We start from the raw sequence: 14,003 nt of genomic DNA on the forward strand, positions 1-14,003 counted from the left end.
AAAACAAACATTTGTTTGCTTTTTTGCATGGAATTCGGTAAAATAAAAGTATTCAGGAATGACGGATGGGAAAGGATGGGGCATCATGCGGCCAATTTCCGAAAAACAAAGACAGATTTTGACATTTATCCGCGACTATACCGCCGAACAGGGCTATCCCCCGTCCGTGCGGGAAATTGCGGCGGCGGTTGGGCTGCGCTCACCGTCGTCGGTGCATGCACACCTCAAGCACCTGCGCGAGCTGGGATATCTGGAAAAGGATGACCATAAGACGCGTGCGATTACGCTGGCGGGCAGCGGCGCGCCCGGTGGAGATGCTGTGCCGATTCTCGGACGCGTCACCGCGGGCATGCCGATCCTCGCGGTTGAGGAGGCAGAGGGCGTGCTGCATGTCGATCTGGACGGCAGGCACGGCGACTTTTTTGCCCTGCGCATTCAGGGCGACTCCATGATCGGCGCGGGCATTCTCGACGGAGATTATATTGTCGTGCGCAGCCAGAATTATGCGCAGCGTGGACAGATTGTGGTCGCATTGATTGAAGACGAAGCGACCTGCAAGCGGCTGGAGAAGGAGGACGGGCACATCTGGCTCATGCCGGAAAATCCGGCCTATCACCCCATTCCGGGTGACTATGCCCGCATTCTGGGTGTTGTCGCCAAGGTCGTGCGCAGTTATCCGGTATGAAGCTACAGGACAATGTGCGCTTTGTGCGCGGCATCGGGCCGAAAAAAGCGGAGCTGCTCGGCAGGCTCGGCATTGTGACACTGGAGGATGCGGTACAGTGCTATCCACGCGGCTATGAGGATCGCACGCACATCACTCCCATCCGACATCTGCTGGACGGAGAAAAACAATGTGTGCATGCCGTCGTGGGCACGCCGCCCCAGACCGCACACATCCGCCGCGGCATGGATGTGACGCGCTGCACGGTGTATGATGAGAGCGGCGCACTGACACTGCGTTTTTTCAACCACAAATATGCGGCGGCTGCGCTGGAGACCGGAAAAGAATATGCCTTTTACGGAAAGGTACAGGCGGAGGGGCGTGGATTTGTCATGCTGTCGCCGGAGTTCGAGCCGGTCGGCGCGGACGACCGCACCGGGCGGGTGCTCCCGGTGTATCCGCTGACGGCGGGACTGTACCAGCGCGACCTGTACCGCGTGACCGACGCGGCGCTTGCCGCCGTGCCGGATGACCTTCCGGATTTTCTGCCGAAAGCCATTCGGGAGCAACAGGGCTTTGCGCCCATCCGTGACGCGCTCGCCGGCATCCACCGTCCACAGGATATGCGGCAGGCACAGCAGGCGCGCCGCCGCATGGTATTTGAAGAATTTTTCCTGCTGTCGTGCGGTATGGGATTTCTGCGCGCGCGGCGGTCGGGAAAGAGCGGCGCACAGCTGCGCGATCTGAGCCTGAATGCGTTTTACCGTGCGCTGCCATTTTCACTGACCGGGGCACAGATGCGCGCCATTGAGGCGTGCACGCTGGATATCGCCGCCGGTCGGCCGCTCAGCCGTCTCATTCAGGGTGATGTCGGTTCCGGCAAAACCATGGTCGCGGCGGCGCTGTGTTACCTCGCCGCGAAGAACGGGCGGCAGGCAGTCATGATGGCGCCGACCGAGTTGCTTGCACAGCAGCATATGCAGACGCTGGCGCCGCTACTGCAAAAACTCGGCGTGTCGTGCGGTCTGCTGGTCGGCTCGATGGGTGCGAAGCAAAAACGTGAAACCGTACAGGCGATTGAAGCAGGGGAAGTTTCTGTCGTGATCGGCACACATGCTGTGCTGGGGGATACGGTACAGTTTCACGACCTTGCGGTGGCAATCGTGGACGAACAGCACCGGTTCGGTGTCAATCAGCGCGCGACGCTGACGGCGAAGGGGGAAAATGTTCACCTGCTTGTCATGTCTGCGACGCCCATTCCGCGCACGCTTGCGCTGCTTCTGTATGGCGATCTGGATGTGTCCGTCATCGATGAGCTGCCGCCCGGACGGCAGAAAATCAAGACGTATGCCGTCGGTGAAACCATGCGCCAGCGGATTGATCGGTTTATCGACAAACAGTGCGCCGAGGGCGGACAGGTCTATGTTGTCTGTCCGCTGGTCGGCGACGGCGAGAGTGGGCGCACCAGTGCGGAGAGCGCGGCAGAGCGCCTGTCAGGTGTGTTGCCGCACCGCCGCGTCGCACTCGTGCACGGGCGCACCAGAGCGGCGGAAAAAGAACAGATTATGGCGGATTTTGCCGCTGGAAATATTGATATTCTTGTTTCTACAACCGTCATCGAAGTCGGCGTCAATGTGCCGAATGCGACGCTGATGGTTGTGGAAGACGGTGACTGTTTTGGCCTGTCCCAGCTGCATCAGCTGCGCGGGCGCGTGGGACGCGGAAAGCGGCAGTCCTACTGTGTCTTTTACGGCGCTGACCGCGGCGCGGATGCGCGCGAACGACTCAAAACGCTGGTGCATACCAACGATGGGTTTGTCATCGCACAGAAGGATCTGGAGATGCGCGGTGCGGGCGACTTTTTCGGCACACGGCAGCACGGTCTGCCGCCGATGAAGCTGGCAGACCTGGCGGGAGATACGCGCGTGTTGGAGCAGGCGCGGCGCGCAGCGGATGCGCTTCTGGCAGATGACCCGGAGCTGGTGCGCGAGCCTGAACTGCGGGCACGGGTGGAAAAGCTGTTTGCGCAGTACGGAGAAGGGAGCTTTAACTGAGAGCAGAATGATATAAATAACGAAAAATGAAAATAATCCGAAGTCCGGCGTCGGGGGACACGGGGCTTCGGATTTTGTTCCAGCATGCCGAGGGGGATTTGGACAGGGAATCTGTCCGGAAAGTGGCATTGGTCGATATACAGTTGGGTGAAATTTGTTATTTTTTAGCGAAATATCCGCTAAAACCAAAAAGAGGATATTTTACTTATTTATAATAATTTCATCATCTCACGAAGGGGAGCGTGAGTATGTATCACAGGATACGCGATCTGAGGGAAGATAAAGATATTACGCAGGCAGAGATGGGGAAGATCCTGTCATGCAGTCAGCGCGTCTACAGCAATTATGAACGGGGAGACATCGACATCCCGACAGCGGTTTTGGTTCGGCTGGCGGATTTTCACGGTGTGTCCGTCGATTACCTGCTTGGACGTACGGACAATCCCAAAACAGCAAAGTAATGGCAAAAAGCCGCCGGAGCACATGCTCCGGCGGCTTTTTTGTGCGGTCAATGACCGCGGTGCTTCTGCCTGTGTTTTTCCTTCCGCAGTTCAAACTGCCGCTGCAGATCCTCCTTTTTTTGCATGGCGATGCAGAGAACGGACAACCAAAGGAGGCAGGTTACTGACGGCGGGTCTGCCGCCGCTCCCGGACTACCTACCGGGACGTGTTTTTATCTCTGCGCGTAGTTCCGGTTTATTTGGACAAAACCGAATGCTGTGATATTAGAATATCATAAATGTAGCACATTCCACGAAGAACATCAATGTCCTCCATCGGAATTTTGGCGGAAGATATGACAATCGAATGGGAAATATGATACACTGTAGGCAATACATATATCTGACGCAGCAGCCCGCGGCGGGCACGCGGAGAAGAGACAGGAGTGAATGTGGTTTTGAAAACACTACAGATATTAAAGCAGGTCGCAGCCAGTCTGGCGCAGCAGTTCGGGCCGAACTGTGAGATTGTCATTCATGACCTGCGGTCGAAGGATTTGAACCAGTCCATTGTCCACATCGAAAACGGGCATGTATCCAACCGGAAGGTCGGGGATGGCCCGTCGGAGGTCGTGCTCAAGGCAATGAAGACCGACGGCGAGGTGCCGGAAGACCGCTCCGGTTATCTGACCACCACAACCGATGGCAAGGTGCTCAAATCCTCCACCATTTACATCAAGGATGACGAGGGAAAGCCGGAATATATCTTTGCCATCAATTTTGATATTTCCACCCTGCTCGCGGCACAGAATGCGCTGGAAAACCTGACCTCTGCGCCAAAAACCGAGCGCCCGACAGAGATTTCCCATAACGTCAGCGAGCTGCTCGACCAGCTGCTGGAGCAGTCGGTTGCGCTCGTCGGCAAGCCGGTCGCACTGATGAACAAGGACGATAAAGTCGCCGCCATCAAGTTCCTCAACGACGCCGGTGCATTTCTGATTACCCATTCGGGTGACAGGGTGGCGAATTATTTCGGCATTTCCAAGTTTACACTGTACAGCTACATCGGAAGCAGTAAATAAGGCATACTGGAGGATAAACTGCACAAAAACCAACCCTAAAAATTTTTGTATAAACCTAAAAATATTTTGAAAAAAGGCTTGCAATCGCGCGTGCGTGTGCTATGATAGGGATAAGAAATTTGGTCGAATGACCGATGCGGAACGGAGGTTGGATCACATGGATGTAACAATGAAATTTACAGAAAACCATGTCCCCGGGACGGATGACCGATACCTGGAGATTATGAGCCCGGACAATGTCCTCAAGGCCAATCATTTCCATAAGAGCTTCCCGGAATACCGCGTCACGCCGCTGCACAGCCTCCGGCATCTCGCACAGTATCTGGGAATCAAAAATCTGTACGTGAAGGATGAATCCTATCGCTTTGGTCTGAATGCCTTCAAGGTGCTGGGCGGTTCGTTTGCCATCGCACGCTACATCGCAAAGCAGACCGGACGCGATGTCTCCGAGCTGCCGTACAGCGTGCTGACATCAGACGCGCTGCGTAAAGAGTTCGGACATGCGACGTTCTTCACGGCGACCGACGGCAACCATGGCCGCGGTGTCGCCTGGGCAGCAAACCGTTTGGGGCAGAAGGCTGTCGTCCGCATGCCGAAGGGCACAACACCGACCCGGCTGGAGAACATCCGCAAGCTGGGCGCGGAGGTCACGATTGAACAACTGAACTATGACGAATGTGTCCGCATGGCGGCAGCTGAGGCGGCGCAGACCGAACACGGCGTCATGGTACAGGACACCGCGTGGGACGGCTATGAGGAAATCCCGTCGTGGATCATGCAGGGCTACGGCACGCTCGCACTCGAGGCAGACCGGCAGATGCTTGCAGACGGCTGTGAGCGCCCGACCCATGTCATCATTCAGGCGGGCGTCGGTTCTCTGGCAGGTGCGGTCATTGGCTATTTTGCCAACCGTTACCGGGAGAATCCGCCGATCATGGTGGTGGTCGAAGCGAATGCGGCGGATTGCCTGTACCGCAGTGCGGAACAGGCGACCGGTGAGCTGGTCAATGTCACCGGTGACATGGTCACCATCATGGCAGGCCTTGCCTGCGGCGAAGGCAATACGATTGCGTGGGATATCCTGCGCAACCATGCGGCGGCATTTGTCTCCTGTCCGGACTGGATGAGTGCGCGCGGCACGCGGGTGTACGGCGTTCCGATGGCGGGCGATCCGGAGATTATTTCCGGCGAATCCGGTTCCGTCACCATGGGCTTCCTCAGTGTTGTGATGGCGCGGGAGAATCATGCGGACATCCGCGCGGCGCTGAAGCTGGATGAAAATTCCGAGGTGCTGCTGGTTTCGACGGAGGGCAACACCGATCCGGTTCGCTTCCGTGAGGTGGTCTGGGACGGCTTGTACGGCATCCGCGAACCGTTTGCAGAGGACGACGTCAGAAAGCCGAGATAAACACCGGCTGTTTGATACATACAATAGGGAATGCAACAATTATATGGGGAGGTTCATCATGGAATTTGAAAAGATCAGGCAGGCAGCACAGGCATATGAAAAGGACATGACGAAGTTCCTGCGCGATCTCATCCGAATCCCGGGCGAGAGCTGCCAGGAAAAGGGTCACATTGACCGCATCGCGGAGGAAATGCGCACGGTTGGGTTTGACCGCGTGGAGATTGACCCGCAGGGCAATGTGCTCGGCTACATGGGCCGCGGCGAAAAGCTGATTGCGTTTGACGCACATATCGACAACGTCGGCATCGGCTACCTGGAAAACTGGAAATTTGACCCGTATGAAGGCTATGAAAATGAGACCGAAATCGGCGGACGCGGCGGCTCCGACCAGATGGGCGGCATCGTCTCCTCCGTCTACGGTGCAAAGATTATGAAGGATCTCGGCATGCTGAATGACCAGTACACGGTGCTCGTCACCGGCACGGTACAGGAAGAGGACTGCGACGGTCTGTGCTGGCAGTACATCATCCGCGAAGACGGCGTTCGTCCGGCATTTGTTGTCTCCACGGAACCGACCGACGGCGGCATTTACCGCGGACACCGCGGACGCATGGAAATCCGCGTCGATGTCACCGGTGTTTCGTGCCACGGCTCCGCACCGGAGCGCGGCGACAACGCGATTTACAAGATGGCGGATATTTTACAGGATGTGCGCGCGCTCAATGAAAACGATGATGCGGATGAGACTGAGATCAAGGGTCTGGTCAAGATGCTCAATCCGAAATACAACCCCCAATGGGAGGAAGCGCGCTTCCTGACCCGCGGCACCGTCACCGTATCGGAAATTTTCTTTACCTCTCCGTCCCGTTGCGCAGTTGCGGATTCGTGCTCGGTTTCGCTCGACCGCCGCATGACTGCGGGTGAAACATGGGAATCCTGCCTCCAGGAGATCCGCGATCTGCCGGCCTGCAAAAAGTATGGAGATGCGGTTACGGTTTCGATGTATGAGTACGACCGCCCGTCCTACACCGGTCTGGTCTACCCGATTGAGTGCTATTTCCCGACCTGGACGATTCCGGAAAATGACGTGATTACCCAGTCGCTCAAGCAGGCGTACACCGGTTTGTACGGCGAGGAGCGCAGCGGTGACAGTACGGTGGACGCGGAGCGCAAGGCGCGCCCGCTGATCGACAAGTGGACGTTCTCCACCAATGGCGTCACTATCATGGGACGCAATGGCATTCCGTGCATCGGCTTCGGCCCGGGCGCCGAGGCACAGGCACATGCGCCGAATGAGATCACCTGGAAGGAAGACCTGGTCAAGTGCGCAGCGGTTTATGCGGCACTTCCGACCATTTACTGCGAAAATACGAAGTAAAAAACGGAGGAGAAACGAACGATGAAGACGTTACAGGACTATATCGACAAGCTGAATGCGCTCAACTTTAAGGAGATGTATGAAAACGACTTTTTCCTGACATGGGAAAAGACGGACGACGAAATTGAAGCGGTGTTTACCGTTGCTGATGCGTTGCGCTACATGCGAGAGAACAACATCTCCACCAAGGTCTTTGAGTCCGGTCTGGGCATTTCCCTCTTCCGCGACAACTCCACCCGCACCCGGTTCTCCTTTGCTTCTGCCTGCAATCTGCTGGGTCTTGAGGTACAGGATCTGGACGAGGGCAAGTCGCAGATTGCACACGGTGAGACCGTCCGCGAAACCGCAAATATGATTTCCTTCATGGCGGACGTCATTGGCATCCGTGACGACATGTATATCGGAAAGGGCAACAAATACATGCATGATGTTGTTGACGCCGTAAAAGAAGGCCATGACGAGGGCATTCTTGAGCAGCGCCCAACGCTGGTCAACCTCCAGTGCGACATCGATCACCCGACGCAGTGCATGGCAGATATGCTGCATATCATCCATGCGTTCGGCGGTGTCGAGAACCTGAAGGGCAAGAAGCTGGCGATGACCTGGGCATATTCTCCGTCTTATGGCAAGCCGCTGTCCGTCCCGCAGGGCGTCATTGGTCTGATGACCCGGTTCGGCATGGACGTTGTCCTTGCACATCCGGAGGGCTATGAGGTCATGCCGGAGGTCGAAGAGGTCGCAAAGGCAAATGCTGCAAAGGCCGGCGGTTCGTTCACCAAGACCAACGACATGGCAGAGGCATTCAAGGATGCAGATATCGTCTATCCGAAGTCCTGGGCGCCGTTTGCCGCAATGGAAAAGCGTACCAAACTGTACGCCGAGGGCGATCAGGCGGGCATTGATGCACTGGAGCAGGAGTTGCTCGCGCAGAATGCCGAGCATAAGGACTGGGCGTGTACGGAGGATATGATGAAGCTCACCCGCGACGGCAAGGCACTGTACCTGCACTGCCTGCCGGCAGATATCTCCGGCGTGTCCTGTGAGACCGGCGAGGTCGATGCGTCTGTCTTTGACCGCTATCGCACGCCGCTGTACAAGGAAGCATCCTTCAAGCCCTATATTATTGCAGCGATGATTTTCCTGTCGAAGTTTGAGAACCCGCAGGAAATCCTGAAGAAGCTGGAAGAGCGCGGCACAAAGCGCGTCTTTGGCTGAGTTTTTACCGGAAAACTGTGCCAATGGGGGCGGAGCAGCTCCCATTGGCTTTTTTTCTTTCGATATGCTGATGCTACAGCAGGAAGGGGATGTTGCGCATGGATCGAAAGAAGATTGTCATTGCCCTCGGCGGCAATGCCCTCGGCAATACGCTGCCGGAACAGATGGCGGCGGCGAAGCACACCTCACAGTCGATTGTCGATCTGATTGAAGCGGGCTATCAGGTCATTGTGACCCATGGAAACGGCCCACAGGTCGGCATGATTAACCAGGCGATGTATGCGCTCGAGCGTGAAGACCCGGAGCAGCCGAATACACCGCTCTCCGTTTGTGTTGCCATGAGCCAGGCGTACATCGGGTATGATTTACAGAATGCGATTCGCGAGGAGCTGCGCAACCGGAACATCACCAGTGTGCCTGTTTCCACGGTTGTCACACAGGTGCGTGTAGACAAGGACGATCCGGCGTTTGACAACCCGTCCAAGCCAATTGGAAAGTTCATGACCCGGGAAGTCGCCGAAGAACAGGCGCGCCGGTTCGGGCATATCGTAAAGGAAGATGCCGGACGCGGGTATCGACGCGTGGTCGCATCCCCGATGCCGAAGGAAATTGTGGAAATTGGCGCCATCCGCACACTGGTAGACTGCGGCGAGCTGGTCATCTGCTGTGGCGGCGGCGGGATTCCGGTCTTCCAGAACGGCAACCATCTGAGCGGTGCGAGTGCCGTTATCGACAAAGACCTGGTTTCCGCACTGCTGGCGAAGGAGTTGGATGCGGATTCCCTCGTCATCCTGACGGCAGTGGAAAAGGTCGCTGTCAATTTCGGCAAACCGGAGCAGCGCAATCTCGACCGCATCACGGTAGATGAGGCATACCGGCTGATGGAGGAAGGACAGTTTGCTCCCGGCTCCATGCTGCCGAAGGTCGAGGCAGCCGTGCAGTTTGCGAGCAGCAAACCGGGCCGCGAAGCGCTGATTACACTGCTGGACAAGGCGCGCGATGGGCTGGAGGGACGCACCGGCACGAAAATCCGGATGGAATAGATAAAATGGAAACAAACGCAAACGAACCTCGCGGAAGCTCCGCGAGGTTCGTTTTTTACTGCGTCCAAGCCTGTTTGAGTGTTTCGGACAGCCCGTCTGTCTGTTCCAGATTGCGGTAGCTGAATACGGCACAGCCGTCCACACCGTCAATTTCGCGCACAAGGCTGAGTTGGCGCGCGATTTCCGCACAGCCGTCCGTGCGCCAGGTGTCGGTGTAGTCCGTGCTGCCGATTTTGTATGCCGCGAGACCGAGGATCAGCCGGACATCTGTGCCCTCGACCTGCTGTGCCCACCAGTGCGCGAGCGTGTCGAAATCCGCGGCAGTATCGCCGATTTCCCAGTAAATCTGCGGACAGATGTAATCGATCCAGCCATTTTTAATCCAGGTGAGCGAGTCCGCATAAGAGGATGTATAGTGCTCATAGCCGTTTGTATCACTGCCGCCGAAGGCGTTCACACCCTTGTTGCGCCAGATGCCCGAAGGGCTGATGCCGAACATACAGATGGGATTTTTCGCCTTTTTGTGTACCGTTTCGCCGACCGCCTGCACAAGCTGGTTGACGTTGTCACGCCGCCAGTCAGCGCGGCTCAGCTGCGTGTTGCTCGCGGCGTAGGTTTCCCCATCCGCAAAGTCGGTGGAGGGATAGAAGTAATCGTCAAACTGGATGCCGTCCACATCGTACTGTCTGACAATTTCCTCGACGCCGTCGCAGATGAGCTGCCGCACCTCGGACATGCCCGGGTCAAAGTAATAGCCGCCATCGCACGATACGACCCAGTCTGGGTGCTGCTTTGCGGGATGGGTGTCCGGCAGAGCGTCAAAATCCGATTTCGCGTTTTGTCCGGCGCAGATGCGGTAGGGATTGATCCACGCTTCCAGTTTCATACCGTGCGTGTGCGCCTGTTCCGTCCAGTAAGCGAATGGGTCAAAATCGTCCTCCGGCGCTGTGCCGCAGGTACCGGTCAGATACCGACTCCATGGGAACAGCTCGGATGGATAGAGCGCATCCGCTGCCGGGCGCACCTGGAAATACACGGTGTTGCAGCCGTCCGCTGCGGCTTCGTCCAGGATTTCATTGCAGCGCGCTTTGAGTTCGTCCGCGTCCGTTGTCGGTGCGGACGGGTAGTCGATGGCATAGGCTGTCGCGACCCAGACGGCGCGTGTTTCGGTCAGCGAAGTGAGCAGACTCGTTTTGGTATCAGCCTGTCCGGTTTCCTCTGTCCCGGCACTGCCGGCCTGCGCTTCCACCTGTTCCCGCTTTGCAGTCAGTTGTTCCAGATTGGGCAGCTCCAGTGCAGCGGAACCGTCCGAATACCACACAATGCCGCCGACGAGCACGAGAAACAGCACTGTCAGTGCAAACAGCTTTTTCATAGACAACCCTCCTGTCCTCGGTCTATCCTACGCGGGACAGGGGTGGGATTATACCGCAAGCTGCATGACATAGTCATCCATGACATAGCCGTTTCCGATGTCAGCGACCTGCGTGCGCACAGTTTCAAAGCCGGTTGCATGGTAGACCGCAATGGTGTTCTCGTTGTAGCGGTTGACAGTCAGATAGACACCGGATTTTCCCAGCTCACGCGCCAGACCGGCGACAAATTCGATCATTTTGCGTCCATATCCATGGCCGCGGTGCTGTTTTTTGAGGTACAGCTTGCTCAGGAACAGCAGTTCCTCCTCTGGATGTACGCCGGTGTAGCCGATGAGCTCCGCGCCGGCATATACGAGGTAATAGCGGTAGCCCTCCGCAATCTGCTGCCGCATAGCGGGTGCGGACTGGAATTTTTCAACCATATAGTCCACCTGCGCGTCGGAAATAATGCCGGGGAAAAATTCATGCCAGATTTCATCCGCCAGTGCGGCGAGTGTCTCAATCTCTGTGTCAGTAACCTGCTGGAAGGTCAGTTCCATGATGATGCACATCCTTTCTGTGTTTATCAGTCTATCACAATTTTCCGCGTTCGACAACGCAGAACACAGGGGGATTTTGCGGAGAAATCTTTTCTTTCCGGCGCAAATGCGGTATACTAAAGGTAATAAAAAAACACAGCCGGGGAGGAGAAGACAGATGCCGCAGTGTCAGATGTCTAAGGAATATGCGCTCGATATCGGGCATATTGATGGACGGGGGATTGCACGCCCGTCCGCTGTCATCGATTTTATGCAGGATCTCGCCACACGTCATGCGGGTGAGATGGGACTTTCCGAAAAGGTTGCGGCGCACAATGGATTCTGGGTGCTGTCGCGCCTGAAATATCGGTTAACCCGCCCGCTGCATTCGTATGAGACCGTGCGCCTGACTACCTGGCCGCGTCAGATCAAGGGCGCGTCGTGGTACCGCGATTTTACATTTGAGGCGCAGGACGGCGTAATCGGCAGTGCGGTGACCATGTGGGCGATTGTCAACATGGAAACCCATCGCTTGCTGCGCCCGAAGGCGCTGGATATCTCGTTTGAAGATCAGATTGTCGGCGAGCCGGAGATGCTCAAGGCGATTCATACGGAGCATTTGCAGCCGTGTTTTGACCGTGTTGTGCGATACAGTGACATCGATATCAATCACCATCTGAACAACGTCAAGGCGGTGGATATCCTGTCGGATGCCTTCGGACTGGAGGATGATGAGACGCGCTGGGTTTCACAGATGCAGGTCAATTATCTCTCGGAGACAACCTGTGGCACAAAGCTCATGCTGGCACGCGGTACAGGTGCGGACGGCGCACTCTGCGTGGCGGCGTTTGACGGCGAAAGGGAAAATGTACAGTCGGAAGTGGTCTTTTCCGCACTTTAACCCGGACAGGGGGGAGACAGGCATGAATTTCAAGGAAGTTCTCGACACAGTAATCCGGTACTGCCGACCGAGCCGTGTGATTCTGTACGGCGAAAAGATGGCAGGCCACGACATGCGATCGGCAAACCTGTGCATCATCGTTGACGTGATGTGCGACAAAAAGAGTCTGCTGCGCAAGCTGTATCTGGAGGTCAATGCGCCATTCCCGGTTCAGTTTTTGCTGTACAACACGGACGAATGGGTCAGCATGCGGAAGGACGCAGGAAGCTATGCGTCTGCAATTGAGAAGAAGGGAACGATACTGTATGGCGAGACGACGAAAGGGGAGCACTGACAGCCGGTATTATTACAAATGGCTGGAAAAGGCACTCAGCGATCTGCAAAGCGCGCGCATCCTGCTCACCTGGGGTGGGGATGCGATGGCAGTGGCGTTTCATTGCCAGCAGGCGATTGAGAAAGCCCTCAAGGGCTATCTGCTGTTTCGCGCCGGGCGCCATTTTGACGGGCATAACCTGACCTTCCTGTGCCGGCAGGCGGCAATGTGTGACGATCGGTTCATTCATTATCTGGATGAGAGTGCCGCGCTCAACAACTATTATATTGAAACACGATATCCAACCGACCTCCCGTTTGAAATTACGGAGACACAGGTGTACAACATTCTGACGATGGCAGAGGATATGTTCAACATGATTCGGCAGGAACTGTATCAGACAGAGGATGAACCACACGAAATCACTTCTTGAAAAATATACCACTATTGTGGGAGAAATCGATTTCAGGAGGATGATGCCGGAGTATGTCGCCTCTTGTGGGACGGTTGCCAATCTTAGCAGAAAGAAACAAAAAATCTTTGAGGTTTTCATTTACATTGCACCAGAAATTATGTAAAATATAATGTAGGACAACACTGATAAACCATGCGTCCATTTTTTACTGAAAGCAGGAGGGTTTATCCATGATAATAACCATAACGCTGAACCCAGCGATTGACCGGACGCTGATTATCGACGAACCCATCGAGTTTGGAACGGTAAACAGCGTTTCTCAGAGCTTTGTCGAGGTTGGCGGACGCGGCATCAATGTCTCCAGAGCGATCCGTGCGCTCGGCGGCGAGAGCGTGGCAATGGGCTTTACCGGCGGAAACAATGGCCGTTCCTTGAAAAACGGCCTGACTTCGCTCGGCATCCATCACGATTTCACCGACGTTGCGGGTGAGACCCGTGTCAATACCCAGCTGGTTCATCCGGACGGCAGCCATACTGACCTCAATGAACCGGGTACTGTTGTGACAGATGAAGATTATCTGCGCTTTATCGAGAAGCTCAAGCTGTACCTCGATCCACACAATCTGTTCGTTCTGTGCGGCCGTGTCCCGCCCGGAATGAAGCTCAAGCAGTATCTCAAAATCATCAAGATTATCAAAAAGGCGGGCTGCCCGCTGCTGGTCGACTGCGACGGCGCAACGCTGAGCAGCGTCCTGCCGTGCAAGCCGGATTTCATCAAGCCGAATACGACCGAGCTTGCCAAGCTGACCGGTTTGCCGCGCACGCATGATCCGGAGGAGGCGCTGGAGCATGTCCTGCCGCTGCGGGAGCAGGGCGCACAGACAATCTGTGCATCGCTCGGCCCGAACGGCGCGATTTTCGTCTTCCCGAATGAAACACCTTTGTACATGGTGGCAGATGCAGGCCCGGCGGATAAGAGTGCGGTCGGCTCCGGCGATGCAATGGTCGGCGCGATTGCACATGCGTACAACCAGGGCATGTCTAACGAGGAGCTTGCCAAGTTCGCCGTCGCCATGGGCACGGCATCCGCAAAGCTGCCCGGCACCCAGATGGCAACCATGAAGGAAGCCTACGGGGTATATGAAACCATCAAGGTTTATACCATGTAACACATAACAAACAGAGGAAAAAACAGC

The 14,003-nt window shown here is 56.0% G+C and carries 14 protein-coding genes; 12 read left to right on the forward strand and 2 right to left on the reverse strand.

Translation table 11 applies throughout. The features are described 5' to 3' along the window. The first annotated feature begins 85 nt into the window (after positions 1 to 85). From lexA to arcC, 8 genes are all read left to right on the forward strand, one after another. A complete protein-coding gene (gene lexA, locus ACLM7Z_RS05760) occupies positions 86 to 685 on the forward strand; it encodes a transcriptional repressor LexA (RefSeq protein WP_087018889.1) in 600 nt (199 codons plus the stop codon). Further along, a complete protein-coding gene (recG, locus tag ACLM7Z_RS05765; protein WP_087018887.1) occupies positions 682 to 2,718 on the forward strand; it encodes an ATP-dependent DNA helicase RecG in 2,037 nt (678 codons plus the stop codon). Before lexA ends, recG begins: the two co-directional genes overlap by 4 nt. Positions 2,719 to 2,966: 248 nt before the next feature. Then, on the forward strand, positions 2,967 to 3,179 hold the full coding sequence (locus ACLM7Z_RS05770; RefSeq protein WP_273349321.1) for a helix-turn-helix transcriptional regulator: 213 nt from the start codon (positions 2,967 to 2,969) through the stop codon (positions 3,177 to 3,179). A gap of 431 nt (positions 3,180 to 3,610) precedes the next feature. After that, a complete protein-coding gene (locus ACLM7Z_RS05775) occupies positions 3,611 to 4,240 on the forward strand; it encodes a helix-turn-helix transcriptional regulator (RefSeq protein WP_435645676.1) in 630 nt (209 codons plus the stop codon). Between the two features lie 157 nt (positions 4,241 to 4,397). Then, positions 4,398 to 5,648, forward strand: coding sequence for a diaminopropionate ammonia-lyase (gene dpaL / locus ACLM7Z_RS05780; RefSeq protein ID WP_273349576.1), 1,251 nt, complete (start codon positions 4,398 to 4,400; stop codon positions 5,646 to 5,648). Positions 5,649 to 5,706: 58 nt separating this feature from the next. Next, on the forward strand, positions 5,707 to 7,026 hold the full coding sequence (locus tag ACLM7Z_RS05785) for a YgeY family selenium metabolism-linked hydrolase (RefSeq protein ID WP_435645677.1): 1,320 nt from the start codon (positions 5,707 to 5,709) through the stop codon (positions 7,024 to 7,026). A gap of 21 nt (positions 7,027 to 7,047) precedes the next feature. Continuing rightward, positions 7,048 to 8,241 carry a knotted carbamoyltransferase YgeW gene (gene ygeW / locus ACLM7Z_RS05790; RefSeq protein ID WP_087018877.1) on the forward strand — a complete coding sequence of 398 codons (1,194 nt, stop codon included), beginning with the start codon at positions 7,048 to 7,050 and terminating at the stop codon, positions 8,239 to 8,241. Positions 8,242 to 8,339: 98 nt separating this feature from the next. Then, positions 8,340 to 9,284: a carbamate kinase gene (gene arcC, locus ACLM7Z_RS05795; RefSeq protein WP_087018875.1), complete on the forward strand. Its 945-nt coding sequence runs from the start codon at positions 8,340 to 8,342 to the stop codon at positions 9,282 to 9,284. A 55-nt stretch (positions 9,285 to 9,339) separates the two neighbouring features. Here the strand turns inward: arcC and ACLM7Z_RS05800 are convergent, their stop codons facing one another. Together ACLM7Z_RS05800 and ACLM7Z_RS05805 are read right to left on the reverse strand one after the other, a co-directional pair. Continuing rightward, a complete protein-coding gene (locus ACLM7Z_RS05800) occupies positions 9,340 to 10,659 on the reverse strand; it encodes a glycoside hydrolase family 10 protein (protein WP_435645678.1) in 1,320 nt (439 codons plus the stop codon). Positions 10,660 to 10,707: 48 nt separating this feature from the next. Further along, positions 10,708 to 11,199, reverse strand: a complete 492-nt coding sequence (locus ACLM7Z_RS05805; protein WP_087018871.1) for a GNAT family N-acetyltransferase — start codon at positions 11,197 to 11,199, stop codon at positions 10,708 to 10,710. A 157-nt stretch (positions 11,200 to 11,356) separates the two neighbouring features. Between ACLM7Z_RS05805 and ACLM7Z_RS05810 the strand changes: the two genes are divergently transcribed. The 4 genes from ACLM7Z_RS05810 to ACLM7Z_RS05825 all read left to right on the forward strand — a co-directional run bounded on the left by ACLM7Z_RS05810 (position 11,357) and on the right by ACLM7Z_RS05825 (position 13,976). After that, a complete protein-coding gene (locus ACLM7Z_RS05810; RefSeq protein WP_273349569.1) occupies positions 11,357 to 12,079 on the forward strand; it encodes an acyl-ACP thioesterase domain-containing protein in 723 nt (240 codons plus the stop codon). 22 nt (positions 12,080 to 12,101) lie between these two features. Next, entirely contained in the window at positions 12,102 to 12,413 is a 312-nt protein-coding gene (locus tag ACLM7Z_RS05815; protein ID WP_087018869.1) for a hypothetical protein, read from the forward strand. Next, positions 12,385 to 12,825: a HEPN domain-containing protein gene (locus ACLM7Z_RS05820; protein ID WP_087018867.1), complete on the forward strand. Its 441-nt coding sequence runs from the start codon at positions 12,385 to 12,387 to the stop codon at positions 12,823 to 12,825. Before ACLM7Z_RS05815 ends, ACLM7Z_RS05820 begins: the two co-directional genes overlap by 29 nt. 212 nt (positions 12,826 to 13,037) lie before the next feature. Then, positions 13,038 to 13,976, forward strand: coding sequence for a 1-phosphofructokinase family hexose kinase (locus tag ACLM7Z_RS05825; RefSeq protein ID WP_087018865.1), 939 nt, complete (start codon positions 13,038 to 13,040; stop codon positions 13,974 to 13,976). Positions 13,977 to 14,003 lie beyond the last annotated feature (27 nt).

Origin of the sequence: Butyricicoccus porcorum (genome assembly GCF_051246315.1) — a bacterium.
GTDB lineage: Bacteria > Bacillota > Clostridia > Oscillospirales > Butyricicoccaceae > Butyricicoccus_A > Butyricicoccus_A porcorum.